The organism is Streptomyces sp. NPDC029139 (genome assembly GCF_055564335.1).
Genome location: NZ_JBVHWN010000020.1, coordinates 15,376 through 41,392 on the forward strand (window position 1 = coordinate 15,376; position 26,017 = coordinate 41,392).

The 26,017-nt window shown below is 69.6% G+C and carries 20 protein-coding genes and 1 pseudogene; 8 read left to right on the top strand and 13 right to left on the bottom strand.

Features of this window, described 5'->3' with window-relative positions:
• Positions 1–41: 41 nt before the first annotated feature.
• Positions 42–1,058: a LacI family DNA-binding transcriptional regulator gene (locus ACZ4VW_RS30405; protein WP_467967974.1), complete on the top strand. Its 1,017-nt coding sequence runs from the start codon at positions 42–44 to the stop codon at positions 1,056–1,058.
• A gap of 57 nt (positions 1,059–1,115) precedes the next feature.
• Here ACZ4VW_RS30405 and prcA read toward each other — a convergent pair whose 3' ends face one another.
• From prcA to arc, 6 genes and pseudogenes are all read right to left on the bottom strand, one after another.
• Positions 1,116–1,877, bottom strand: a complete 762-nt coding sequence (prcA, locus tag ACZ4VW_RS30410) for a proteasome subunit alpha (RefSeq protein WP_467967976.1) — start codon at positions 1,875–1,877, stop codon at positions 1,116–1,118.
• A gap of 45 nt (positions 1,878–1,922) precedes the next feature.
• The gene (gene prcB / locus ACZ4VW_RS30415) at positions 1,923–2,762 is read right to left on the bottom strand and encodes a proteasome subunit beta (protein ID WP_467967978.1); all 840 of its coding nucleotides are present in this window, start codon (positions 2,760–2,762) and stop codon (positions 1,923–1,925) included.
• Positions 2,714–2,906: pseudogene (locus ACZ4VW_RS30420) on the bottom strand (endonuclease domain-containing protein); the annotation flags it as partial. The pseudogene ACZ4VW_RS30420 and the gene prcB, both read right to left, overlap by 49 nt.
• A gap of 122 nt (positions 2,907–3,028) precedes the next feature.
• The gene (locus ACZ4VW_RS30425) at positions 3,029–3,241 is read right to left on the bottom strand and encodes a ubiquitin-like protein Pup (RefSeq protein WP_215071186.1); all 213 of its coding nucleotides are present in this window, start codon (positions 3,239–3,241) and stop codon (positions 3,029–3,031) included.
• A gap of 169 nt (positions 3,242–3,410) precedes the next feature.
• Positions 3,411–4,922 carry a depupylase/deamidase Dop gene (gene dop / locus ACZ4VW_RS30430; protein WP_467967980.1) on the bottom strand — a complete coding sequence of 504 codons (1,512 nt, stop codon included), beginning with the start codon at positions 4,920–4,922 and terminating at the stop codon, positions 3,411–3,413.
• A gap of 198 nt (positions 4,923–5,120) precedes the next feature.
• Entirely contained in the window at positions 5,121–6,887 is a 1,767-nt protein-coding gene (arc, locus tag ACZ4VW_RS30435; protein ID WP_467967982.1) for a proteasome ATPase, read from the bottom strand.
• 253 nt (positions 6,888–7,140) lie between these two features.
• On the opposite strand from arc, the gene ACZ4VW_RS30440 reads away from it, so the two are divergent.
• Positions 7,141–7,452 carry a ferredoxin gene (locus tag ACZ4VW_RS30440; protein ID WP_467967985.1) on the top strand — a complete coding sequence of 104 codons (312 nt, stop codon included), beginning with the start codon at positions 7,141–7,143 and terminating at the stop codon, positions 7,450–7,452.
• A 4-nt stretch (positions 7,453–7,456) separates the two neighbouring features.
• Here the strand turns inward: ACZ4VW_RS30440 and ACZ4VW_RS30445 are convergent, their stop codons facing one another.
• The 3 genes from ACZ4VW_RS30445 to ACZ4VW_RS30455 form a co-directional block, all read right to left on the bottom strand.
• Positions 7,457–8,032 carry a hypothetical protein gene (locus ACZ4VW_RS30445; protein WP_467967988.1) on the bottom strand — a complete coding sequence of 192 codons (576 nt, stop codon included), beginning with the start codon at positions 8,030–8,032 and terminating at the stop codon, positions 7,457–7,459.
• Between the two features lie 181 nt (positions 8,033–8,213).
• Complete coding sequence (locus tag ACZ4VW_RS30450; RefSeq protein WP_019884997.1) at positions 8,214–9,101, bottom strand: tRNA (adenine-N1)-methyltransferase; 888 nt, start codon at positions 9,099–9,101, stop codon at positions 8,214–8,216.
• Between the two features lie 18 nt (positions 9,102–9,119).
• Positions 9,120–10,370 (bottom strand): site-2 protease family protein, encoded by a 1,251-nt coding sequence (locus ACZ4VW_RS30455; RefSeq protein ID WP_467967990.1) that lies wholly within the window; start codon positions 10,368–10,370, stop codon positions 9,120–9,122.
• 124 nt (positions 10,371–10,494) lie between these two features.
• On the opposite strand from ACZ4VW_RS30455, the gene ACZ4VW_RS30460 reads away from it, so the two are divergent.
• Both ACZ4VW_RS30460 and ACZ4VW_RS30465 read left to right on the top strand, forming a co-directional pair.
• Positions 10,495–11,409, top strand: coding sequence for a RecB family exonuclease (locus ACZ4VW_RS30460; RefSeq protein WP_467967992.1), 915 nt, complete (start codon positions 10,495–10,497; stop codon positions 11,407–11,409).
• A gap of 10 nt (positions 11,410–11,419) precedes the next feature.
• Positions 11,420–12,091 carry a response regulator gene (locus ACZ4VW_RS30465; protein ID WP_467967994.1) on the top strand — a complete coding sequence of 224 codons (672 nt, stop codon included), beginning with the start codon at positions 11,420–11,422 and terminating at the stop codon, positions 12,089–12,091.
• 131 nt (positions 12,092–12,222) lie between these two features.
• Here the strand turns inward: ACZ4VW_RS30465 and ACZ4VW_RS30470 are convergent, their stop codons facing one another.
• The 4 genes from ACZ4VW_RS30470 to metH form a co-directional block, all read right to left on the bottom strand.
• Entirely contained in the window at positions 12,223–13,803 is a 1,581-nt protein-coding gene (locus ACZ4VW_RS30470) for an ABC transporter substrate-binding protein (protein ID WP_467967996.1), read from the bottom strand.
• Between the two features lie 75 nt (positions 13,804–13,878).
• Complete coding sequence (locus ACZ4VW_RS30475) at positions 13,879–15,468, bottom strand: ABC transporter substrate-binding protein (protein WP_467967997.1); 1,590 nt, start codon at positions 15,466–15,468, stop codon at positions 13,879–13,881.
• Between the two features lie 621 nt (positions 15,469–16,089).
• A complete protein-coding gene (locus ACZ4VW_RS30480) occupies positions 16,090–16,791 on the bottom strand; it encodes an HAD family hydrolase (protein ID WP_467967999.1) in 702 nt (233 codons plus the stop codon).
• A 271-nt stretch (positions 16,792–17,062) separates the two neighbouring features.
• Positions 17,063–20,575, bottom strand: coding sequence for a methionine synthase (gene metH / locus ACZ4VW_RS30485; RefSeq protein WP_467968002.1), 3,513 nt, complete (start codon positions 20,573–20,575; stop codon positions 17,063–17,065).
• A 307-nt stretch (positions 20,576–20,882) separates the two neighbouring features.
• On the opposite strand from metH, the gene ACZ4VW_RS30490 reads away from it, so the two are divergent.
• The 4 genes from ACZ4VW_RS30490 to ACZ4VW_RS30505 all read left to right on the top strand — a co-directional run bounded on the left by ACZ4VW_RS30490 (position 20,883) and on the right by ACZ4VW_RS30505 (position 25,965).
• Complete coding sequence (locus ACZ4VW_RS30490) at positions 20,883–21,647, top strand: IclR family transcriptional regulator (RefSeq protein WP_467968004.1); 765 nt, start codon at positions 20,883–20,885, stop codon at positions 21,645–21,647.
• A 347-nt stretch (positions 21,648–21,994) separates the two neighbouring features.
• The gene (locus ACZ4VW_RS30495; protein WP_467968006.1) at positions 21,995–22,783 is read left to right on the top strand and encodes an MIP/aquaporin family protein; all 789 of its coding nucleotides are present in this window, start codon (positions 21,995–21,997) and stop codon (positions 22,781–22,783) included.
• A gap of 35 nt (positions 22,784–22,818) precedes the next feature.
• Positions 22,819–24,354, top strand: coding sequence for a glycerol kinase GlpK (gene glpK / locus ACZ4VW_RS30500; RefSeq protein WP_467968008.1), 1,536 nt, complete (start codon positions 22,819–22,821; stop codon positions 24,352–24,354).
• A 6-nt stretch (positions 24,355–24,360) separates the two neighbouring features.
• Entirely contained in the window at positions 24,361–25,965 is a 1,605-nt protein-coding gene (locus tag ACZ4VW_RS30505; protein WP_467968011.1) for a glycerol-3-phosphate dehydrogenase/oxidase, read from the top strand.
• Positions 25,966–26,017: the final 52 nt, after the last annotated feature.

Genomic DNA, 26,017 nt, shown 5'->3' on the forward strand with positions numbered 1-26,017 from the left:
TCCACCCCGCGGCCGGCAACCATCCCTCGCGGAGGCAACGAGTGCAGACCCCGGAAACCCCCAGCGCAGCGCGGCCCACCAGCCGGGACGTCGCCAGGGCCGCCGGGGTGTCCCAGGCCACCGTCTCCCTCGTGCTCGGCGACAAATGGCGCGGCCGCGTCTCCGAACGCACCGTCGAGGCCGTACGGGAGGCGGCCCGCGGTCTCGGATATCGGCCGAATCTCGCCGCCCGCAACCTGCGGCTCGGACACACCCGGACCGCGCTCCTGGTCGTCCCCGCCCTCACCAACGAGTTCTTCGCCCGCGTCTACACGGGCGCCGCCGGCGTCGCCGCCCGGCACGGGTTCGGCGTCGTCCTCTACCCGTCCCCCGAGGGCGTCGGCCCCGCGAAGGACCCCTTCGCGTCCGCCCGTGCCGCACTCGACGGCGTGATCGCCTCCTCCATGGCCGCGGACGCCCTCGCCGCCTTCCGCGGCACCGACCTGCCGCTGGTCATGCTGGACAGCGACCCCTCCGACAGCGGCGCGGCAGCCCACGTCAACCTCGACATCGCGGACGGGATGCGCCAGGTCACCGGACACCTTCTGGCGCTCGGCCACCGCCGCTTCGTCCACCTCGCCTCGGCCGTGCCGTCCTGGACCTTCGACGTGCGGGCGGCGGCCCTGGCGGAATCGCTGCGCGGCGCCTCGGTCCGCACGCTGCGCGCGCCCCTCGACGTGGACGGCGCCCGTGCCGTCGCCGAGCGCGCCCTCACCGGCCCCGGTCCGCGGCCCACCGCCCTCGTCTGCGACGACGACATCCTCGCCGCCGGCGCGTGCAAGGCCGTGCGCCGCCTGGGCCTGCGCGTCCCCGAGGACGTCTCCGTCACCGGCTTCGACGACCTGGCCCTCGCCACCGCCGTCGAACCGGAACTCACCACCGTCCGTCTGCCCGCCGAGCGCATCGGCGAGCGGGGCATGGCCGCTCTCCTCGCCGTCCTGGCGGGCGAGACCCCCGAACCCGGGGATCTCCCGGTCGCCCTCATGCCCCGCGGCTCCTCCGGACCCGCACCGGTCTGAGCACGACGGAGCCCCGGCCCGCCGAAGCGGACCGGGGCCGTCGAGTGCGCGAAAGGATTACTCCTCCGTGTCCTCCGGGATCTCGTCCGAGGGCTCGTCCGTCCTGGCGCTCGCCGCGTTGTCCGCCTCCAGCAGACGCACCAGCTGACGCCCGACGATCCGCTTGAACTTGCGCTGCTGCGGGCGCGTACGGTCGAGGACCGCCACCTCCAGCCGCTCCGCGGGGATCTCCCGCTCGCTGCCGTTGGTGTCCCGCGACAGCGCCTGCACGGCGAGCTTCAGCGCCTCGGCGAGCGACATGCCGTCACGGTGCCGCTGGTCGAGGAAGCTGCCGATCTGCTCCGCGTTGCCGCCCACGGCGACCGAGCCGTGCTCGTCCACGATCGAGCCGTCGTGCGGCAGGCGGTAGATCTGGTCGCCCTCGGGCTCCGTGCCGACCTCGGCGACGACCAGCTCCACCTCGTACGGCTTCTCCCCCGCGCTCGAGAAGATCGTGCCCAGCGTCTGGGCGTACACGTTCGCCAGGCCCCGGGCCGTCACATCGTCCCGGTCGTAGGTGTAACCCCGCAGGTCGGCGTAGCGGACACCGCCGATCCGCAGGTTCTCGTACTCGTTGTACTTGCCCGCCGCGGCGAAACCGATCCGGTCGTAGATCTCGCTGAACTTGTGCAGCGCGCGGGACGGGTTCTCACCGACGAACACGATGCCGTCGGTGTACTGCAGGACGACCAGACTGCGGCCGCGGGCGATGCCCTTGCGGGCGTACTCCGCCCGGTCGGCCATGGCCTGCTGGGGTGAGACGTAGAACGGAGTCGACACCGGCTACCCGTCCCTTTCTTCTGGGATTCTGCGGACGACGAGTGATCAGAGCAGGGCGGCGCGCGGGCCGTCGGGCTGCTCCAGGCGCCGATCGGTGACCGAGCGGGCGAGCGCCGAGGACTCCTCCTCGGAGAGCCTGCGGAAACCCTCGTCGGTGATGACGGTGACGATGGGGAAGATCTTGCGGTACAGGTCCGGGCCGCCGGTCGCCGAGTCGTCGTCGGCGGCGTCGTACAGCGCCTGCACGACCAGCGTCGTGGCCTGCTCCTCCGTCAGATCGGGGCGGTACAGCTTCTTCATGGAACCCCGGGCGAAGATGGATCCCGAGCCGGTGGCGGCGAAGCCGTGCTCCTCGGAGCGGCCTCCCGTCACGTCGTAGGAGAAGATGCGGCCCTTCTCCTTGCCCTCGTCCCAGCCGGCGAAGAGCGGCACGACGGCGAGGCCCTGCATGGCCATGCCCAGGTTGCCGCGGATCATGGTGGACAGACGGTTCGCCTTGCCCTCCAGGGAGAGCGTCGTCCCCTCGACCTTCTCGAAGTGCTCCAGCTCCAGCTGGAACAGCTTCACCATCTCCACGGCGAGACCGGCGGTGCCGGCGATGCCCACGGCCGAGAACTCGTCGGCCGGGAACACCTTCTCGATGTCGCGCTGCGCGATCATGTTCCCCATGGTCGCCCGCCGGTCACCGGCGAGCACCACGCCGCCGGGGAAGGTCGTGGCGACGATGGTGGTGCCGTGCGGCGCCTCGACGATCCCGTCGGGCAGCTTCCGGCTGCCCGGCAGCATCTCCGGCGCGTGGTCGGAGAGGAAGTCCATGAACGAGGACGATCCCGGCGTCAGGAAGGCAGCTGGTAGACGCCCGGTGCTACGAGTGTTGGCTTCCACGCGTGTCCCTCCAGGTATGAAAATGGCCCGACGAATGGTGTCGGGATCGTCTCCCAACAAGCCGATAGCCGTATTGCAGTTGAAGCACGGTACGCCACGGACCCTACCCGTCTTGTGACGGTGATCAACATGGACTGCGGGGGCAGTCGCCGCACCGTTTTCCGGACGCGTCGCGCGCGACCGGACGGCACGGGCAGCTCTGCCCGCACCGTCCGGCACCCGCCTGGGTCACCCCGCCCTTGCCTTCGATCCGAAGGCGTGTGACCTTACTGGCCACCCTTTTGCACGAAGGAGCGCACGAAGTCCTCGGCGTTCTCCTCGAGCACGTCGTCGATCTCGTCCAGTACGGAGTCGACGTCGTCGCTCAGCTTCTCCTGGCGCTCCTTGAGGTCGGAGGTCTCCTCCGCGGTCGTCTCCTCGACCTCCTCCGTGGAACGCGTCGCCTTCTGCTGTCCGCCGCCGGTGTCCTTGGTCGCCATATCCCTCACCCCGCTCGAATCGGCCCGCTCGGTTGGGTCTCTCAAGATCAGACCCTACAAGCCAGGTCTGACATCGGCCCCGCAGTTTGGTACAACGTCCGGGCACTAGTCCCATGATTCCCAGTGCCCGGTCGTTTCAGCCGCACATCGGCCCCTCATCGGCCCCGGATCAATTCCCGGACAGCACGCGCACCAGCTCCTCGGCCGTGCGGCAGCGGTCCAGCAGCTCCTTGACGTGGGCCCTGGTGCCCCTCAGCGGCTCCAGGGTCGGCACCCGCTGGAGCGAGTCGCGGCCCGGGAGGTCGAAGATCACGGAGTCCCAGGAGGCGGCCGCCACGTCGTCGGCGTACTGCTCCAGACAGCGGCCCCGGAAATAGGCCCTGGTGTCCTCAGGAGGCTTCGTCTCGGCCCTCTCGACCTCTGTCTCGTCCAGGAGGCGCTTCATGCGCCCACGGGCCGCCAGACGGTTGTACAGGCCCTTCTCGGGGCGTACGTCGGCGTACTGCAGGTCCACGAGGTGCAGCCGGGGCGCGTCCCAGTCCACCTCGTCGCGGCGCCGGTAGCCCTCCATGAGCTCCCGCTTCGCGATCCAGTCCAGCTCGCCGGCCAGGCTCATCGGATCGTTCTCGAGCCGGTTGAGGGTGTCCTCCCAGCGGATCAGGACGTCCTTGGTCTGGTCGTCGGCGTCGGCGCCGAAGCGCTCCTCCACGTACTTCCTGGCCAGCTCGAAATACTCCATCTGGAGCTGGACCGCGGTGAGTGTCCGGCCGCTGCGCAGAGTGACGAGGTGTTGCAGCGTCGGGTCGTGGGAGACCTCGTGGAGGGTGCGGACGGGCTGCTCGACGGCGAGGTCGACGTTGATGAAGGAGTCCTCGATCATCGAGAGGACCAGGGCGGTCGTGCCCAGCTTGAGGTAGGTGGAGATCTCCGAGAGGTTCGCGTCGCCGATGATCACGTGGAGGCGGCGGTACTTCTCGGCGTCCGCGTGGGGCTCGTCGCGGGTGTTGATGATGGGGCGCTTGAGCGTGGTCTCCAGGCCGACCTCGACCTCGAAGTAGTCGGCGCGCTGGCTGATCTGGAAGCCGTGCTCGCGGCCGTCCTGGCCGATGCCGACGCGCCCGGCGCCGGTGACGACCTGGCGGGAGACGAAGAAGGGCGTCAGGTGGCGCACGATGTCCGAGAAGGGGGTCTCCCGCTTCATCAGGTAGTTCTCGTGCGTGCCGTAGGAGGCGCCCTTGTTGTCGGTGTTGTTCTTGTAGAGGTGGATGGGCTGGGCACCGGGGAGCTGCGCGGCTCGTTCCGCGGCCTCCGCCATGATCCGCTCGCCGGCCTTGTCCCAGAGGACGGCGTCGCGGGGATTGGTGACCTCGGGGGCGCTGTATTCCGGGTGGGCGTGGTCGACGTAGAGCCTTGCTCCGTTGGTGAGGATCACATTGGCCAGGCCGATGTCCTCGTCGGTGAGCTGGCTGGAGTCGGCGGCCTCACGGGCGAGGTCGAAGCCGCGGGCGTCCCGCAGCGGGTTCTCCTCCTCGAAATCCCAGCGGGCGCGGCGCGCCCGGTGCATCGCCGCCGCGTAGGCATTGACGATCTGGGACGAGGTGAGCATGGCATTGGCGTTCGGATGGCCCGGAACGGAGATCCCGTACTCCGTTTCGATGCCCATTACTCGCCGTACGGTCATGCGGCCCTCCTTGCCCGGCGGCGCTCCCCTTCGGGTGCGGCGCAACAAGTACCGACGAGCCTAGAGCGACTCCGCGCCGGTGGGGAGATCGATTCACGGTTTTGCTGAGGTCTGTGTGGTGCTGGGGTCTGTGCGCTGAGGTGGAATACGACGGCTGCGGATGTCCGAGGTTCCGGACATCCGCAGCCGGTGTGCGATCTAGAGGTACTGACCGGTGTTCGCCACCGTGTCGATGGAGCGTCCGGTGTCAGCGCCCTGCTTTCCGGTGACAAGGGTACGGATGAACACGATCCGCTCGCCCTTCTTACCGGAGATACGGGCCCAGTCGTCCGGGTTGGTGGTGTTGGGCAGGTCCTCGTTCTCCTTGAACTCGTCCACGCATGCCTGGAGGAGGTGGGAGACGCGGATGCCCTTCTGGTTGTGGTCGAGGAAAGCCTTGATGGCCATCTTCTTGGCCCGGTCGACGATGTTCTGGATCATCGCTCCGGAGTTGAAGTCCTTGAAGTACAGGACTTCCTTGTCGCCATTGGCGTACGTGACCTCGAGGAAGCGGTTCTCCTCGGATTCCGCGTACATCTGCTCGACCACGGACTGGATCATCGCGTGGGCGGCCGCGTCCTTCGAGCCCTGGTGCTCGGAGAGGTCGTCGGAGTGCAGCGGCAGCGAAGGTGTGAGGTACTTCGCGAAGATGTCCTTCGCGGCCTCCGCGTCCGGGCGCTCGATCTTGATCTTGACGTCGAGCCGGCCGGGCCGCAGGATCGCGGGGTCGATCATGTCCTCGCGGTTCGAGGCACCGATGACGATGACGTTCTCCAGGCCCTCCACACCGTCGATCTCGGCGAGCAGCTGCGGGACGATCGTGTTCTCGACGTCCGAGCTGACTCCGGATCCGCGGGTGCGGAAGAGGGATTCCATCTCGTCGAAGAAGACGATGACGGGGGTCCCCTCGCTCGCCTTCTCCCGCGCACGCTGGAAGACGAGGCGGATGTGCCGCTCGGTCTCGCCGACGTACTTGTTGAGGAGCTCCGGACCCTTGATGTTGAGGAAGTAGGACTTACCGGCGGGCTGGCCGGTGACCTCGGCGACCTTCTTGGCAAGGGAGTTGGCGACGGCCTTCGCGATCAGCGTCTTGCCGCAGCCGGGCGGGCCGTAGAGCAGGATGCCCTTCGGCGGCCGCAGTTCGTGCTCCTTGAAGAGGTCCGGGTAGAGGTACGGAAGCTCGACCGCGTCCCGGATCATCTCGATCTGGCCGCCGAGGCCGCCGATCTTGGTGTAGTCGACGTCCGGGACCTCTTCGAGGACGAGCTCTTCGACCTCGCTCTTGGGGACCACTTCGTAGACGTAGCCGGACCTGGGTTCGAGCAGCAGGGCGTCGCCGGGACGGATGGTGATGTCCAGCAGCGGCTCGGCGAGCCTCACCACCCGTTCCTCGTCGGTGTGCCCGATCACCAGGGCGCGCTCGCCGTCCTCGAGGATCTCCTTGAGGGTGACGATGTCCCCGGCGCGCTCGAATTCCATGGCCTCGACCACGTTGAGCGCCTCGTTGAGCATGACTTCCTGGCCGCGCCGGAGCTCGTCGAGCTCGACGCTGGGGCTGACGTTCACCCGGAGCTTGCGGCCCCCGGTGAAGATGTCGCACGTGCCGTCCTCATTGGCCTGCAGGAAGACACCGAAGCCGGCCGGCGGCTGCGCGAGCCGGTCGACCTCCTCCTTGAGGGCCACGATCTGGTCGCGGGCCTCACGGAGTGTGTTGGCGAGCCGCTCGTTCTGCGCGGACACGCCGGCCAGGTTGGTCTGCAGCTCGACGATCCGCTCTTCGAGAATCCTCGTATGACGCGGAGAGTCGGCGAGCTTGCGGCGCAGGACGGCGATTTCCTGCTCGAGATAGGCAACCTGACCGGCGGGGTCTTCAGACCCCCGCCCCGGCCGGATGCCGCGGTTGATGTCGTCGTCGTGGGCTGCCACGGTCCTCACCTCCTCCAAGGGGAGCTGGACGCTTCCTGACCCTACCTGCGTGGGTGGTGATTGAAACCCCTAGATCACAAAGACTCTGGGGTGTGTCCGATCTTCACCCTTGCGCTTCCCCTCACGCCAAGGGAATACCCACCCATCAACATCGGAAAGCAGGCGGTTGTATCGTCGTCGGTGGTCAACACCCGTCAGGCTTGACCGGACTTAGAAGAACGATCTTTTTCGACGCTCAGGAACGGCAGGAGACATGACCGTGCAGCACGAGGTCCCGACGACGGACACCGGCGACGCGCTGGAGGTCTGGATCGACCAGGACCTCTGCACCGGTGACGGGATCTGCGTGCAGTACGCCCCAGAGGTCTTCGAGCTGGACATCGACGGGCTCGCGTATGTGAAGAGCGCGGACGACGAGCTGCTGCAGGAGGCCGGGGCGACGACGCCGGTGCCGCTGCCGTTGCTGCGGGACGTGGTGGACTCGGCGAAGGAGTGCCCGGGCGACTGCATCCACGTCCGCCGTGTTTCGGACAGGGTCGAGGTCTACGGCCCTGACGCCGAGTGACACCTCAGACGCTCCGCGCGTCGGCCGGGGCGGCCCGGACGAAGGCTCCGCCCCTCCAGCGCCAGCTGACCCGTTCCTGCTCGTCGGGGCAGCAACTGGGTACGTTGGGGGACGAGTAGCCGAGCAGGGTGGCGGTGACCGCCCCGTCGCGTACGGCGAGGCCGGTGACGTTCTTCTGCTCGGAGGGCTCGACGAGGGTCGCGACCACGCGCGGGTCCGGGCCCGTCTTGGCGTGGGTCAGGACGTAGACGCCGTGGGGAGGCGTTCCCGAGCCGGCTTCGCAGTGTACGACTGCGACGGTTTCGGGGTTTCCGTCGCCGTCGAGGTCCCCGCCGGCCCGCTGCGCGATCTTGAACGGGGCTCCCCCGCAGTCCAGGGGGTAGTCGGCCGACGTGGCGTCGGGGGCCGGCCGCGGGGCGGTCGCCGTGCTGCCCGCGGCGGTGGTGACGGTCGCGGTGGCGGGGCCGGGCTGCAGCAGCCCGGCGGCGGCCACGACGGCGGCCATGGCGGTCGCGGTGGCCAGCCAGTGCACCGGCCGGGCGTGGGTGTGCGCGAGGTCCGGGACGGCGGGGGGCTGCACGCGGGATGTCTCCTGTGAACGTGGTGCGGAAGGAGTTGCGGGCATCGTGCCACACGTCACAGAGGGGTGGAACAGTCGGGGTGCGGGCTGTCCGCGAAGAGGCCGAACGTGAAGGTGCCGCCGTCGAGTTCCCCGCTCCTGGGCGGGAACTCGACGGCGGCACGCGTTCGTTGTCGGGGCGTCAGCCCTTGTTGGGGCCTTCGTAGTCCTCGCCGTACGCGCCCTTGGCGGGGCGGCGGCGGCGCATGGGGGGCTCGACGCCGTCCGCGAGGCGGCGGGCGGTGACGAGGAAGCCGGTGTGGCCGATCATCCGGTGGTCCGGGCGGACGGCCAGGCCTTCCACGTGCCAGTTGCGGATCATGGACTCCCAGGGCTGCGGTTCGGCGTAGCAGCCGAACTCGCGGATGGACTCCACGGTGCGCGCGAGCTGGGTGGTCGTCGCCACGTAGCAGCAGAGGATGCCGCCGGGGACGAGGGCCTTGGAGACGGCCTCGAGGCACTCCCACGGGGCCAGCATGTCCAGGATGACGCGGTCGACGTCGGTGTCGGACAGGTTGTCCTGGAGGTCGCCGACGGTGAGCTGCCAGGCGGGGTGCGGGCCACCGAAATAGCGTTCGACGTTGCCCTTGGCGATCTCGGCGAAGTCCTCGCGGCGCTCGTAGGAGTGCAGCATTCCGCTGTCGCCGATGGCGCGCAGGAGGAAGCTGCTGAGCGAGCCCGAGCCCACCCCGGCCTCCACGACGCGGGCGCCGGGGAAGATGTCGGCGAAGGCCAGGATCTGACCCGCGTCCTTCGGGTAGACCACGGCGGCGCCGCGGGGCATGGACAGGACGTAGTCGGGGAGCAGGGGGCGCAGCGCGAGGTAGGCGACGTTTCCCGTGGTACGGACAACACTGCCCTCGGGAGCACCGATCAGCTCGTCGTGGGGGAAGGAACCCTTGTGGGTGTGGAAATTCTTCCCGGCCTCGAGCGTGAACGTGTAGTGGCGTCCCTTGGGGTCGGTGAGCTGGACCTGGTCCCCGACCTTGAAGGGCCCGCGACGGCGGGCGGCACCGGTCGGTTCGGACATGTGACCAGAGTACCGGGGTTACGCGGAGGGTCTTGCCATGGCCTTGACGAAGGCGCGCTCCACGTCGTTGGTGGAGAGGACTCCGTAGATCTCCCCGGTCTCCTCGACGACGAGGTATTCGGTCGCGGGACTGGCGCGGAGGTGGTCGAGGAGGGGCTGTCCGGCGAGTTCGGCGGGGACCTTCATGCCCTCGCTGAGGTCCTGGGTGAGGGTGCTGACGGCGACCCAGGGGCGGCGGTGCTGGGGGACGCCGGCGATGGCGCTCTCCCGGACGAGGCCGGTGGGGTTGCCGCTGCCGTCGACGACGACCAGGGCGCGGGCTCCCGCCTCGTTGGCGCGGCGCAGGGCCTCGGAGAGCGGGGTGGCGGGCTCGACGGGGATGGCGCGCCGGGTGAGGGCACGGGCCTGGAGCTCGGGGAGGTGTTCGCGCAGCCGGGCCATGCGCAGGCTGTTGCCGGCGCCGGTCCAGATGATGGCGGCGAGGATCGCGGCGAGCAGGGCGTCCGTGACGGTGTCCATGCCGCTGATGTCGTCGGTGGAGTTCCCGAGGAGGCCGGTGCGGGTGAGGAGGGGGAGGCCGACGAGGACGGCCACGGCGAGGGCCCGGCCGACCCAGGCGGCGGCGACGGTGCCGGCCATGGGCTTGCCGGTGATCTTCCACACGACGGCGCGGAGCATGCGGCCGCCGTCGAGCGGGAGCCCGGGCAGCAGATTGAAGACCGCGACGATCAGGTTGGAGATCATCAGGCCGGCGAGGAGGACACCGGGGACGGTGCCCGGCTCGACGGCGTACAGGGTGAGATAGAAGACACCGGCGAGGACCAGGGAGAGCAGCGGGCCGACGAAGGCGAGGACGAATTCGCGGCCGGGGGTCTCGGTCTCCTTCTCGATCTCGGAGACCCCGCCGAAGAACTGGAGCTGGATCCGGCGCACGGGCAGCTTGAAGCGGAGTGCGGCGATGGTGTGGGCCAGCTCGTGGACGAGGACCGAGGCGTAGAAGGCGATGGCGAAGAAGAGGGAGACCAGGTAGCGGGCGGCGCCGAGCTCGGGCAGGACGCGTTCGATCTGGTCGCCGAAGACCCAGGTGATGAGGGCCGCGACGAGGAACCAGCTGGGTGCGACGTAGACGGGCACGCCGAAGGGGCGGCCCATGAGGATCCCTCCGCCGGGTTCCTCGCTCCGCCGGGTGCGGGAGTCGGCGGTGGCCGGCGGTTCCCCTTCGCCGGACCGGGGCCGCTTCTTCTCGCCGCGCTCGTCGTCCTGGTTCACGGGTTCCTCTCGTAGCCTTCCGCGCGACCCCCGTCGTGCGTCACTCTTCGATCATGCAGCGTGACGTGGTCTGCCGTCGATGGTATTCGGCTCGCTGTCGGTGGCGGGTCGTAGGGTCTGAGTCATGAGTACGAGCGAGCAGCCGCCCTCCGGGGCCCGGACACCCATGTCGTTGTCGCCCTCGCGGGCGAGCGACTTCATGCAGTGTCCCCTGCTGTACCGGTTCCGGGTGATCGACAGGCTGCCGGAGAAGCCGAGCGAGGCGGCGACGCGGGGCACGCTGGTCCACGCGGTGCTGGAGCGGCTCTTCGACGACCCGGCGGTGGACCGCACGGCGCCCCGGGCGAAGGCGATGATTCCGGGGCAGTGGGACCGGCTGCTCGAGACGAAGCCGGAGCTGGGCGAGCTGTTCGCCGAGGACGCCGAGGGTGAGCGTCTGGCGCGCTGGCTGGGCGAGGCGGAGCAGCTGGTGGAGCGGTGGTTCACGCTGGAGGATCCGACGCGGCTGGAGCCGGCGGAGCGTGAGCTGTTCGTGGAGACGGAGCTGGACTCGGGGCTGCGGCTGCGCGGGGTGATCGACCGGATCGACGTGGCGCCGACGGGCGAGGTGCGGATCGTCGACTACAAGACGGGCAAGGCGCCCCGGCCGGAGTACAGCGAGGGCGCGCTCTTCCAGATGAAGTTCTACGCGCTGGTGATCTGGCGGCTGAAGCGGGTGGTGCCGCGCCGGCTGCAGCTGGTGTACCTGGGCAGCGGCGATGTGCTGACGTACGACCCGGTGGAGACGGATCTGCTGCGGGTGGAGCGGAAGCTGCTCGCCCTGTGGGAGGCGATCCGGCAGGCGACGGAGACGGGCGAGTGGCGGCCGCGTCCGACGAAGCTGTGCGGCTGGTGCGACCACCAGGCGGTGTGCCCGGAGTTCGGGGGGACTCCCCCGGTGTATCCGCTGGAGATCCGGCGGGAGATCGTTTCCGCGCGCCCGCCCGAGTCGGGCGATTCGGGGCAGGGCAGAATGGGGCCGGTCCCGCCCGCGCAGTGAAGGAGTTTCCGTGGCAATCCGCGTCCTGTTGGTCGACGACCAGCCGCTGCTGCGTACCGGTTTCCGGATGATTCTGGAGGCGGAGCAGGACATCGCGGTCGTCGGTGAGGCCGGGGACGGCCTGCAGGCTCTGGACCAGGTCCGGGCGTTGCAGCCGGACGTGGTGCTGATGGACATCCGGATGCCGCGGATGGACGGGGTCGAGGCGACGCGTCAGATCACTGGTCCGGGACGGGACGGTCCGGCGAAGGTGCTGGTGCTGACGACGTTCGATCTGGACGAGTACGTGGTGGAGGCGCTGCGCGCGGGGGCGAGCGGGTTCCTCCTGAAGGACGCGCCGGCCAATGAGCTGGTGCAGGCGATCCGGGTGGTCGCGGCCGGTGAGGCGATGCTGGCTCCGTCGATCACGCGGCGACTGCTCGACAAGTACTCGGCGCATCTGCCGTCGGGCGACGAGCAGGTGCCGGACACGCTGAACACGCTGACGGAGCGTGAGGTCGAGGTGCTGAAGCTGGTGGCGCGCGGTCTGTCCAACGCGGAGATCGCGGCGGATCTGTTCGTCAGCGAGACGACGGTGAAGACGCACGTGGGGCATGTGCTGACCAAGCTGAGGCTGCGTGACCGGGTGCAGGCGGCGGTGTACGCGTACGAGAGCGGTCTGGTGCGCCCGGGCGGGCAGTAGCCGGCGGAGCGAGTCCTACGGAAGCGCCGCGGGCGACCAGCGAGACGTACGGAACCGTGGGACACGGAAAGGGGCCCGGTGCGCGACACGCGCGCCGGGCCCCTTGTCCGTACGGATGACCGGTGTGACCGTCAGCCCTTCTTGATCTCCCAGAAACGGAAGACGGTCGAGGCGTCCAGGGTCCACTCGAGGCCGGTGATGCCGTCACGGGCGACGGCGTACTGCTTGCCCTGCCAGAGCGGGAGGAGGGGCAGTTCCTCGGCGACCAGGTCCTGGAGCCTGCCGAAGTCCTGGTCGGTGGCGGCACGGTCGGCGGCGGCCGAGGTCTTCGGGAGGAGGCTGCCGGTGATGGTGGCGTTGTCGTAGTTGTTGCCGAGGACGTTGCCCGGGCCGAAGAACGGCGCGGTGAAGTTGTCGGCGTCGGGGTAGTCGGGGACCCATCCCTTGACGTACACGCCGTACTTGCCGGCGGCGATGTCCTTCTCGTACTGCTCGAACTCGACGGACCGCACCGTGGCCTCGAACAGGCCGCTCTTGTTCAACTGTTCGGCTATCGCCTTGAACTCCTGGTCGGTGGCGGGGCCGTAGCGGCTCGGCGTGGACCAGAGGGTGAGCTTCACCTTGTCGGTGATGCCGGCCTTGCGCAGCGCCTTCTTGGCCTTGGCCGCGTCGGGGCTGCCGTAGGTGTCGAAGAAGGCGGTGTTGTGGCCCGCGATGCCGGCCGGGACGATCGAGTACAGCGGGGTGGCGGTCGACTTGTAGACGTTCTGGACGAGCGCCTCGCGGTCGACCAGGTGGGCGATGGCCTGGCGGACGCCGAGCTTGCCGACCACGGGGTCCTTGACGTTGAAGACGAGGTGCTGGACCTCGGCGCTGGTGCCCGGGATGACCTCGACGCCCTGGTCGGACGCGCCGGCGGACGCCTCGAGGGCGGCGATGTCGTCGGCGGACAGACCACGGTAGGCGACGTCGATGTCGTTGTCGGCGATGGCCTTGGAGAGGGCCGCGCGGTCGCCGCCGTAGAGCTTGAGGGTGACGCCGCTGTTCTTCGGCTCGGCGCTGCCCCGGTAGTCGGCGTTGACCGAGAAGACGGCCTGGGTGTCGCTGATGGACTCCAGCTTGTACGGGCCGGAGCCGACGGCCTTGCCGTCGGTGCGCAGCGCGTCCTCGGGGTACTCGCGGTGGTCGACGATCGAGCCGGCGCCGGAGGCGATCTTGCTGGGGAAGGTGGCGTCGGGGGTCTTGAGCCGGAAGACGACGGTGAGGTCGTCGGGCGTCTCGACGGACTTGATCGTGGACAGCAGCGGCGCCGGGCCGGCCGGGTCGTCGATCTTCAGCGCGCGGTCGAAGGAGAACTTGACGTCCTTCGAGGTCAGCGGGTTGCCGTTGGAGAACTTCAGGCCCTCGCGGAGGGTGCAGCGGTAGACCTTGCTGCCCCCTTCGAACTGGCACTTGTCGGCCGCTTCCGGCTGGGGCTCGGTGGTGCCCTTGGGGAAGCTGAGCAGGGACTGGAAGACGTTGTTGAACAGCAGCCAGGAGCCGGGGTCGTAGCCGGCGGCCGGGTCGGTGGCCAGCACCTCGTCGGACATGCCGACGCGGATGTTGTCACCGGAGCTCGCGGCGCCGTCGCCCTGCTCCGTGCCACAGCCACTGAGCAGGGCGGCGGACAGCCCCGCGGCGAGGGGGGCCGTCAGCCACTTGTTGTGCTTCACAGAACGTGCCTCTTGATCTCTTGCCAGACCGGCGCGCGCCGGTGCGCGGCCGGTGTTACCGAGCTGGTTGCGGGGTCAGGCGGTGCCGCGGCCGAGCTCCCAGAGGAGCAGGTCCGAGGAGGTGTTCAGCGCCCATTCGACGCCGGTCAGGTCGTCGCGCGCGGCGACGTACTGCTTGCCCTGCCAGAGCGGCAGGACGGGTACGTCCTTGGCGACGATCTCCTGGATCTGTCCGAAGACGGGGCTCGCGGCGGTGCGGTCGGCCGAGCGGCGCGACTGCGGGATCAACCGGTCGCGGACGGACTTGTTGACGTAGGGGGTGTTGAGGAAGTTGTCGGCGTCGAGGAAGGGGGCGACGTAGTTGTCCGGGTCGGGGAAGTCGGGGAACCAGCCGAGGCCGTAGACGGGGTAGTCGCCGCGCTTCTGCGCGGGCCGGAAGGTGGACCACTCGGAGCCCTGGACGGTCACGTCGAAGAGTCCGGTGGCGTTGAGCTGGTCGCGCAGCGCCTCGAACTCCTTCTTCGTGCCGGTGCCGTAGTGGTCGGAGGTGTAGTGGAGGGTGATCGCGACCGGCTTCGCGATGCCGGCCTTGGCGAGGATGCCGGCCGCCTTGGCGGTGCTGGGCTCTCCGTAGTTGTCGAAGAAGGCGGTGGAGTGGCCCGTGACGCTGGAGGGGATCAGCGAGTAGAGCGGCTGGGCGGTCGTGCCGTAGACCCCGTTGATGAGCGCGCCGCGGTCGACGACGGCGGCCATCGCCTGCCGGACGGCCTTGTCCTTGACGGAGGGGTCGGCGGTGTTGAAGGCGAGGTAGCGGATCTCCAGGCCGGGGACCTCGGTGAGGTCGATGCCCTCCTTGGGCTTCTCGGTGAGTTCCTTGACCTGGTCGAGCGACATGGAGCGGGTCATCATGTCGATCTCGCGGTTCTCGAGGGCCTCGCCCATCGTGTCCGCGTCCGGGAAGGAGCGCAGTTCGACCTTGTCGTTGCGCAGGGTGATGTCGCCCTTGTACTTCGGGTTCCTGGTGAAGACCGCCTTGACGATCTTCTCGCCCTGGCGTTCGGTCTTCATGGTGTACGGCCCGGAGCCGTCGATGTCGAAGCCCGCGCGGAGCTCCTTGGCGCCGTACTTGTTCTTGCTGAGGATGCCGGCGACCGGGGTGGAGAGCTTGTACGGGAACGTCGCGTCGGGAGTCTTCAGGTGGAAGACGATGTCTCGCTCGCCGTTGGTCTCGACGGTGTCGATGTTGGCGAGGAGGGCGGCCGTGCCGTTGTCGGACTTGATGGCCAGCACGCGTTCGACGGAGAACTTCACGTCTTCGGCGGTCAGGGGGGTGCCGTCGGCGAAGGTGAGTCCCTCGCGCAGGGTGCAGCGGTAGCTCTCGCTGGCGCGGTCACTGAAGAGGCAGCTCTCCGCGGCCTCGGGGACGGGCTCCCCGCCGCCGCGCGGCACGTGCATCAGGGTCTGTACGGTCTGCCGCAGGATGTTCCAGGCGCCCGTGTCGTAGGCGAAGGCCGGGTCGAGGGGCGCGGGGGCCTCGGCGGTGGCGAGGAACTGGTCCGTGGTGCCGACGACGATGGCTCTGTTCTCGTCCGAGCCGCCGCAGGCGACGAGCAGCGGGGCGAGCAGACCGGCGACGGCCGGCAGGGCCAAGGTCTTGCGGTTCATCCTGGACGTTCTCCTCATCCGGCACTGGGATACAGCGATGGCGGACACTCCGCCGCTGCGCCCGGTCGGGGCGGGGATCGGGCCGGGAAGGTATGCGATCGGTCCTGTGTTCACGGCGACTTGGGTGATCGTCGGTGTACGCGGATTGCGGCGAAGTACTCGCGAAAGATTAGTGCGCCGGGCCGCGTCGCCCGGACCGCGGGCGGCCGGAAGCGGCTGCGCATAGTGATCATGAATACGGGCAGCTCGATAGTCATGCGGAGGCATGATTCACCAGGGAGTACGCGAATCGGGACACACGGGGAGGGCCGAATCACCGCGTTCCGGACACAGGGCGCAGGGCGGCCACCCGCCGGTCGGCACGCTGGGTGACCAAGGTCACGTACACGCCTGCCCGGCGGATGGCCGGTTCATTTCGAAGGCGCCGTCACGGAAAAGGCACGAGCGGACGCCCTGCGTCTCCGGTGGCGCATTCCACGGGAATGGCCCGAGAAAAGCAGGCCGCCGGCGGACGGAAACCGCTGACGGAAAGCTCAGGAAAAGCTCAACATCATCGCGAGGCTCTCATCGTGAGGCCCTCAAGGCGAGGCCCCTCAGGGCGAACCCCTCATCGCGAAGCGCTCATCGCGGCGCCGCGATGAGCGTGCGCAGGAAGGGGACGTCGACGTCCTCCAGGGAGCGGACCACGACCCGGCCGGCGGAGGGCGCGATCGGCGCGACGGACGGCACGGCGACCACCCGGCAGCCGGCGGCCTCGGCGGCGGCCACGCCCGTCGCCGTGTCCTCGATGACGGCACAGAGCGCCGGATCGGCGCCCACCCCGCTCGCGGCGGCCAGATACGGCTCGGGGTCCGGCTTGGTACGGATCACCTCGTCGCCGGCCACGGTGAGGGTGAAGCGGTCGCGCCCCAGGGAGGCGAGGACCCGGTCGATGATCCGCCGGTGGGAGGCGGAGACCAGGGCGGTGGGGATGTTGTGGTGGGCCAGTTCGGCCAGCAGCCGCTCGGCGCCGGGCATCAGGGGCACGCCCCGGTCGATGCGCCGCTCGAACTTCTCGTTGAGCAGGACGGTGAGCTCGGCGAGCGTGATGTCGGCGCCGGTGGCCTCGATGAGGTAGCCGGCGCTGCGGGTCATGGGACCGCCGACGACGATGTCGCGCCAGCCCTCGTCCAGCCGGTGCCCCAGGTCGGCGAAGACCTCGACCTCCGCGTCCCACCAGAAGCCCTCGGTGTCGACGAGGGTGCCGTCCATGTCGAGGAAGACCGCTTGCAGGGCGGAGCTCTCGCTGGCACGGAACAAGGACGCGGGGACCGTACTGGTCATCCGGCACACCTCCATGGAGGGACGAGAAGGCCGGCCTCCCTCCCCGGTACGGGGAGGGTGACCGGCCTGCACTGGACCGACAAGTGTACGTCCCGATCACCGGAAACGCAGGGATATACGCCTCGACGGCCGTCGGTGGCGCGTCCGGGCGGCCGTCGCGGGGTGCCGGAGGCGCGCCCGGGCGGGGTGCCGGAGGCGCGCCCGGGCGGGGTGCCGGAGGCGCGCCCGGGCGGGGTGCCGCCGAGGAGTGCGCCGACGCCCTCGGACGGCCTCAGCGCGCGTTGAAGTACTTCGCCTCGGGGTGGTGGATGACGATCGCGTCGGTGGACTGCTCGGGGTGGAGCTGGAACTCCTCCGAGAGCTGGACACCGATCCGCTCGGGCCGCAGCAGCTCGGCGATCTTCGCCCGGTCCTCCAGGTCCGGGCAGGCACCGTAGCCGAGGGAGAAACGCGCGCCGCGGTACTTGAGCGCGAACATGTCCTCGACGTCGGCCGGGTCCTCGCCCGCGAAGCCCAGCTCGGCGCGCACGCGCGCGTGCCAGTACTCGGCGAGGGCCTCGGCCAGCTGGACGGAGAGTCCGTGCAGTTCGAGGTAGTCGCGGTACGAGTCGGACTCGAAGAGCTTGGCGGTGGCCTCGCCGATCCGGGAGCCGACGGTGACGACCTGCAGGCCGACCACGTCGGTCTCGCCGGACTCCTCGGGACGGAAGAAGTCCGCGAGGCACAGACGGCGGCCGCGGCGCTGGCGCGGGAAGGTGAAGCGGGTCCGCTCGTTGCCCTGCTCGTCGAGGATGATCAGGTCGTCGCCCTTGGAGACGCAGGGGAAGTAGCCGTGGACGACGGCCGCCTCCAGCAGGTTCTCCGTGTGGAGACGCTCCAGCCAGCCGCGCAGCCGGGGACGTCCCTCGGTCTCCACCAGCTCCTCGTACGACGGCCCGTCGCCGGTCCGGTTCTGCTTGAGGCCCCACTGGCCCTTGAACAGGGCGCCCTCGTCGAGCCAGGAGGCGTACTCCTTGAGCTGGATGCCCTTGACGACGCGGGTGCCCCAGAACGGCGGGGTGGGCACCGGGTTGTCGGTGGCCACGTCGGAGCGACCGCCCTCCTCGGGCTCCTCGACCGTGTGCGCCGAGGCGCGCGGGGCGACCCGGCGCTGCTTGAGCTCGGGGAGCGACGCTCCGGGGACGCCGCGCTTGACGGCGATGAGGGCGTCCATGAGGCGCAGGCCCTCGAAGGCGTCGCGGGCGTAGCGGACCTCGCCCTGGTAGATCTCGTGGAGATCCTGCTCGACGTAGGCCCGGGTGAGGGCCGCGCCGCCGAGGATGACGGGGAAGTCGGCGGCCAGGCCGCGCTGGTTCAGCTCCTCCAGGTTCTCCTTCATGATCACCGTGGACTTGACCAGCAGGCCGGACATGCCGATGACGTCGGCGCGGTGCTCCTCCGCGGCCTCGAGGATCGCGGAGACCGGCTGCTTGATGCCGAGGTTGACGACGTTGTAGCCGTTGTTGGAGAGGATGATGTCGACGAGGTTCTTGCCGATGTCGTGGACATCGCCCCGCACGGTCGCGAGGACGATCGTGCCCTTGCCCTCGGCGCCCTCGACCTTCTCCATGTGCGGCTCCAGGTGGGCGACCGCCGTCTTCATGACCTCGGCCGACTGGAGCACGAACGGCAGCTGCATCTGGCCGGAGCCGAAGAGCTCGCCGACGACCTTCATGCCGTCGAGCAGCGTCTCGTTGACGATGTCGAGGGCCGGGCGGTCCCGCAGGGCCTCGTCGAGGTCGGCCTCCAGGCCGTTCTTCTCGCCGTCGATGATGCGCCGCTTGAGGCGCTCCTCCAGCGGCAGGGCGAGCAGTTCCTCGGTCTTGCCGGCCTTCATCGACTTCGTGGTGGCGCCCTCGAAGAGGGCCATCAGCTTCTGCAGCGGGTCGTAGCCCTCGGAGCGCCGGTCGTAGATGAGGTCCAGGGCGGTGTTGACCTGCTCCTCGTCGAAGCGGGCGATCGGCAGGATCTTGGAGGCGTGCACGATCGCCGAGTCGAGTCCGGCCTTCACGCACTCGTCGAGGAAGACGGAGTTGAGCAGGATCCGGGCGGCCGGGTTGAGGCCGAAGGAGATGTTGGACAGACCCAGCGTCGTCTGGACGTCCGGGTGGCGCCGCTTGAGTTCGCGGATGGCCTCGATGGTGGCGATGCCGTCCTTGCGGGACTCCTCCTGCCCGGTGCAGATCGTGAAGGTGAGGGTGTCGATCAGGATGTCCGACTCGTGGATGCCCCAGTTGCCGGTCAGGTCGTCGATGAGCCGCTCGGCGATGGCGACCTTGGTCTCGACGGTGCGGGCCTGGCCCTCCTCGTCGATCGTCAGGGCGATCAGCGCGGCGCCGTGCTCCTGGGCGAGCCGGGTGACCTTGGCGAAGCGGGAGTCGGGTCCGTCGCCGTCCTCGTAGTTGACCGAGTTGATGACGGCGCGGCCACCGAGCTTCTCCAGACCGGCCCTGATGACCTCGACCTCGGTGGAGTCGAGGACGATCGGCAGGGTGGAGGCGGTGGCGAAGCGGCCGGCCAGCTCCGCCATGTCCGCGACGCCGTCGCGGCCCACGTAGTCGACGCACAGGTCGAGCATGTGCGCGCCCTCGCGGATCTGGTCGCGGGCCATTTCCACACAGTCGTCCCAGCGGCCTTCCAGCATGGCCTCGCGGAACTTCTTCGAACCGTTGGCGTTCGTCCGCTCGCCGATCGCCATGTACGAGGTGTCCTGGCGGAACGGGACCGTCTGGTAGAGCGAGGCGGCGCCGGGCTCGGGGTGCGGCTCGCGGGCGGGAGGAGTGAGGTCGCGGACCCGCTCGACGACCTGGCGCAGGTGCTCCGGGGTCGTGCCGCAGCAGCCGCCGATCAGGGAGAGGCCGTACTCGCGGACGAAGGTCTCCTGGGCGTCTGCCAGCTCGACGGGGGTCAGGGGGTAGTGCGCGCCGTTCTTGCCGAGGACGGGGAGGCCGGCGTTGGGCATGCAGGAGAGCGGGATGCGGGAGTGCCGGGCGAGGTAGCGCAGGTGCTCGCTCATCTCGGCGGGGCCGGTGGCGCAGTTCAGGCCGATCATGTCGATGCCGAGGGGCTCGAGCGCGGTCAGCGCGGCGCCGATCTCGGAGCCGAGCAGCATGGTGCCGGTCGTCTCGACGGTGACGGAACAGATCAGCGGCACATCGACGCCGAGGGCGTCCAGGGCGCGCCGGGCGCCGATGACGGAGGCCTTCGTCTGCAGCAGGTCCTGGGTGGTCTCCACGAGGAGCGCGTCGGCACCGCCGGCGAGCATGCCCTCGGCGTTCTGCTGGTAGGCGTCGCGCAGGGTGGTGTACGCGGCGTGGCCGAGCGTCGGCAGCTTGGTGCCGGGGCCCATGGAGCCGAGGACCCAGCGCTGCTGTCCGGTGGAGGCGGTGAACTCGTCGGCGACCTCGCGGGCGATCCGGGCGCCGGACTCGGAGAGCTCGTACACGCGCTCCGGGATGTCGTACTCGCCGAGGGCGGCGAAGTTCGCGCCGAAGGTGTTGGTCTCGACGCAGTCCACGCCCGCCGCGAAGTACTCCTGGTGCACGGAGCGGACGATGTCCGGCCGGGTCACGTTCAGGATCTCGTTGCAGCCCTCGAGGTTCTCGAAGTCCTCGAGGGTGGGGTCCTGCGCCTGGAGCATGGTGCCCATGGCGCCGTCGGCCACCACCACTCGGGTCGCGAGTGCCTCGCGGAGGGCTGCGGCGCGGGTCCGGCTGTCGGCGGAAGGGGTTGGCGACGAGGCCATGGATGAGCTCCCTGGGATGCGACGGCTGTCGGCTTTGCACTCTCGGAGGAGGGTGCACGGGGCCCAGCGTAACCGTGAGCGTGCCGGGGTGGACATGGCGTCCCACGGGCCGGACGGCATCCTGTGTCCGGGGTCTCCCGGTCGGGCCCGATCGTGTCCGACACTGTGAGGGTAAAGAGTGGTCGGCATCGACCGATAGTGTTCAGCATTGTCGAACAGCATGATCCGCGGGATCCTGTCCGTAAGATCACGGGACCGCCGGGATCGTGGGACCGCCGGGATCGGGGACAGGGAGAAGGGCCGGGCGATGGCGAAGAACATCCAGTCGCTTGAACGGGCGGCGGCGATGCTGCGACTGCTCGCGGGCGGCGAGCGCCGGCTCGGCCTGTCCGACATCGCCTCGTCGCTGGGCCTGGCCAAGGGCACGGCCCACGGCATCCTGCGCACCCTGCAGGCCGAGGGCTTCGTCGAGCAGGAGGCCGCCTCGGGCCGCTACCAGCTGGGCGCGGAGCTGCTGCGCCTGGGCAACAGCTATCTGGACGTGCACGAGCTGCGGGCGCGGGCGCTGGTCTGGACGGACGACCTGGCGCGCTCCAGCGGCGAGAGCGTCCACCTGGGGGTGCTGCACCAGCAGGGCGTCCTGATCGTGCACCACGTCTTCCGGCCGGACGACAGCCGGCAGGTCCTGGAGGTGGGGGCCATGCAGCCGCTGCACTCCACCGCGCTGGGCAAGGTGCTGGTGGCCTACGACCCGGTGGCCCACAGCGAGGCCCTGGAGGTTCCGCGCGAGGGCTTCACGCCCCGTACGACCACCGATCTGGCGGAGTTCGAGACCCTGCTCGACATGACCCGCGCCCGGGGCTGGGCCGCGGACGTGGAGGAGACCTGGGAAGGGGTGGCCTCGGTGGCCGCCCCGATCCACGACCGGCGCAGGATGCCGGTGGGCGCGGTGGCGATCACGGGCGCGGTGGAGCGGGTCTGCGACTCCGGGGAGCTGCGATCGGAGCTGGTGGCGGCGGTACGGGACTGCGCCCGGGCCGTCTCCCGCGATCTCGGCGCGGGCCGCTTCTAGGGTCCGTCCGAGACCTTCCCCGGGCCCATTCCTAGGCCCTGCCGGAACCCCTGACCACGACCCGGCCGCCCCATGGCGGCCGGGTCGTGGCGCGTCTGCGGTCGCGTACGCAGAACCGGTCGGTAACGATCGGGGCATGCGCGACGCAATCAGCCACCGAACCCTTGACGCGCTGTTGACCCTGGGGCAAAACTTCCGTTCATCGGTCGGCATTGCCGAACACCTACCGGCAATACGCGCTAGAGTGTGGCACTGCCAAGGGCCGGCAACGCCCTCATACGAGGGCGCGGACCACCGGAGGGACCCGGGGTTCGCCTTCCCCTGGACGAAGGACAAAGGAGTCGCGGGTGTCCAGCTCCGACATCTTCATCGGCGAGATCATTGGTACCGCCGTACTCATTCTGCTCGGCGGCGGCGTCGTCGCCGCCGTGGTGCTCAAGCGCTCGAAGGCCCAGAACGCCGGATGGCTCGCCATCACGTTCGGCTGGGGCTTCGCCGTCATGACCGCCGTGTACATGACGGGTACCCTCTCGGGCGCCCACCTGAACCCCGCCGTCACGGTCGGCATCGCGATCAAGGACGGGGACTGGAGCAACGTACCGGTGTACTTCGCCGGTCAGATGCTCGGCGCCATGCTCGGCGCGTTCCTGGTCTGGGTCGCGTACTACGGACAGTTCCAGGCCCACCTCACGGACCCGGAGATCCTCTCCGCTCCGCCGCACGAGGAGGGCATGGTCGACCAGAAGGCCGCGCCCAAGGCCGGCCCGGTGCTCGGCGTCTTCTCCACCGGACCCGAGGTCCGGAACGTCTGGCAGAACCTCGCCACCGAGATCATCGGCACGGTCGTGCTGGTCCTCGCGGTGCTCACTCAGGGTCTCAACGACAGCGGCAAGGGTCTCGGCGTCCTCGGCGCCCTGATCACCGCGTTCGTCGTGGTCTCCATCGGCCTCTCGCTCGGTGGCCCGACCGGTTACGCGATCAACCCGGCCCGGGACCTCGGCCCGCGCATCGTGCACGCCCTGCTCCCGCTGCCGAACAAGGGCGGCTCCGACTGGAGCTACGCCTGGATCCCGGTCGCCGGTCCGCTGATCGGTGGCGCACTCGCCGCGGGTATCTACAACCTCGCGTTCGCCTGAGCCGTCCTTCCACCCAGACCTCCTTGGAGCACACCGTGACCGACGCACACACCGCCGGCCCGTTCATCGCCGCCATCGACCAGGGCACCACGTCGTCCCGCTGCATCGTCTTCGACACGGACGGCCGGATCGTCTCGGTCGACCAGAAGGAGCACGAGCAGATCTTCCCGAAGCCGGGCTGGGTCGAGCACGACGCCGCCGAGATCTGGACCAACGTCCAGGAAGTCGTGGCGGGCGCCATCCACAAGGCGGGCATCACCTCCGCCGACGTGAAGGCCATCGGCATCACCAACCAGCGCGAGACCACCCTCCTCTGGGACAAGAACACCGGTGAGCCCGTCCACAACGCCCTCGTCTGGCAGGACACCCGCACCGACACCCTCTGCAAGGAGCTCGGCCGCAACGTCGGCCAGGACCGCTTCCGCCGCGAGACCGGTCTCCCCCTCGCCTCGTACTTCGCCGGCCCGAAGGTCCGCTGGCTGCTCGACAACGTCGAGGGGCTGCGCGAGCGGGCCGAGCGCGGCGACATCCTCTTCGGCACCATGGACTCCTGGGTCATCTGGAACCTGACGGGTGGTGTGAACGGCGGTCACCACGTCACCGACGTCACCAACGCCTCCCGCACCATGCTGATGAACCTCCACACCATGCAGTGGGACGAGCGGATCCTGGACTCGATGGAGGTCCCGGCGGCCGTCCTGCCGGAGATCCGCTCCTCCGCCGAGGTGTACGGCACCGTCAAGGGCGGCGTCCTGGACGGCGTCCCCGTCGCCTCCGCGCTGGGCGACCAGCAGGCCGCCCTGTTCGGTCAGACCTGTTTCGCCGAGGGCGAGGCCAAGTCCACGTACGGCACCGGCACCTTCATGCTGATGAACACCGGTGACAAGATCATCAACTCCTACAGCGGCCTGCTGACCACGGTCGGCTACCAGATCGGCGACGAGAAGCCGGTCTACGCGCTGGAGGGCTCGATCGCCGTCACCGGTTCGCTGGTGCAGTGGATGCGCGACCAGATGGGTCTGATCAAGTCCGCCGCCGAGATCGAGACCCTCGCGTCCTCGGTCGAGGACAACGGCGGCGCCTACTTCGTGCCGGCCTTCTCCGGACTGTTCGCCCCGTACTGGCGCTCCGACGCCCGCGGTGTGATCGCCGGCCTCACCCGGTACGTCACCAAGGCGCACATCGCCCGTGCCGTCCTGGAGGCCACCGCCTGGCAGACCCGCGAGATCACCGACGCCATGACCAAGGACTCCGGCGTCGAGCTGACCGCGCTCAAGGTCGACGGCGGCATGACCTCCAACAACCTGCTGATGCAGACGCTCTCGGACTTCCTCGACGCGCCGGTCGTGCGCCCGATGGTCGCCGAGACCACCTGCCTCGGTGCCGCCTACGCCGCCGGCCTGGCCGTCGGCTTCTGGCCGGACACCGACGCCCTGCGGGCCAACTGGCGCCGCGCGGCGGAATGGACCCCTCGCATGGACGCCGAGAAGCGTGACCGCGAGTACAAGAGCTGGCTGAAGGCCGTTGAGCGCTCCATGGGCTGGCTCGAAGACGGATCTGACGAGGAGTAATTCGACATGACCACCCTGCAGAGCGTCCCTGCCCTGGGGACGCGCCCGGCTGCCGGTTCCCTGCCGAGCCGCGCCGAGACCCGGGAGCAGCTTTCCAAGGCGACGTACGACCTCCTGGTGATCGGCGGCGGCATCCTGGGCATCTCCACCGCCTGGCACGCCGCGCAGTCGGGCCTGCGGGTGGCCCTGGTGGATGCCGGCGACTTCGCCGGCGCCACCTCCTCCGCCTCCTCCAAGCTCCTCCACGGCGGTCTGCGCTACCTGCAGACCGGCGCCGTGAAGCTCGTGGCGGAGAACCACTTCGAGCGACGTGCGGTCTCCCGTCAGGTGGCGCCGCACCTCGCCAACCCCCTCACCTTCTACCTGCCCGTCTACAAGGGCGGCCCGCACGGCGCGGCGAAGCTCGGCGCCGGTGTCTTCGCGTACTCCGCCCTGTCCGCCTTCGGTGACGGGGTCGGACACCTGCTCAGCCCGGCGAAGGCCGCGCAGGACGTGCCGGAGCTGCGCACGGACAACCTCAAGGCCGTGGCCGTGTACGGCGACGACCAGATGAACGACGCGCGGATGGCGCTGATGACGGTCCGCGCCGCGGTCGACGCCGGTGCCGTCGTCCTCAACCACGCCGAGGTCACCGGGCTGCGCTTCACCCGCGGCCGGGTCACGGGCGCGGAGCTGAAGGACCGTACGAGCGGCGACGAGTTCGGCGTCACCGCCCGTCTGGTGCTGAACGCGACCGGCCCGTGGGTCGATCACCTGCGGAAGATGGAGGACCCGAACGCGGCCCCCTCCATCCGCCTGTCCAAGGGCGCGCACCTGGTCCTCAAGCGGACCTCGCCGTGGAAGGCCGCGCTGGCCACCCCGATCGACAAGTACCGCATCACCTTCGCCCTCCCCTGGGAGGACATGCTGCTGCTCGGTACGACCGACGAGGAGTACGAGGGCGACCCCGGCCAGGTCGAGGTCACGGAGAAGGACACCGCCCAGATCCTGGACGAAGCCGCCTTCTCCATACGCGACCAGCAGCTGTCACGCGACCTGATCACGTACGCCTTCGCGGGTCTGCGGGTGCTGCCGGGCGGCCCCGGCGACACCTCCAAGGCCAAGCGGGAGACGGTCGTCACCGAGGGCCGCGGCGGCATGCTGTCGGTGGCCGGCGGCAAGTGGACGACCTTCCGCCACATCGGCCGTACGGTGATGAAGAAGCTGGAGTCCCTGCCGGGCCACCCGCTCGGGGAGGACTACGAGTCGGTGTCGACGCTGCCGAAGCGGCTGCCGCTGCCCGGTATCGCCAACCCGAACGCGGTCGCGCACCGGCTGCTCGTCGACGGTCCGGCGCCCGGCCCTCGGATGGCCGCCGACACCGCCAAGCACCTGGCGACGCACTACGGTTCGCTCTCCTTCGACATCGCTCGGATCGCGAACGAGAACCCGGAACTGGGCCAGCGCATCCACCCGGACGCCCCGGAGATCTGGGCGCAGGTCGCCTACGCCCGTGACCACGAGTGGGCCGAGACGGCGGACGACGTGCTGCGTCGCCGTACGACCCTGACGATCCGCGGTCTGGCGACGGACGAGATCCGCGGCAAGGTCGAGGACATGCTCGGCCGCTAGGCCGCACGAGGCCGCTCGGCCGTTCGACGGGTGAGGGGGCGGTCTCCGTGGA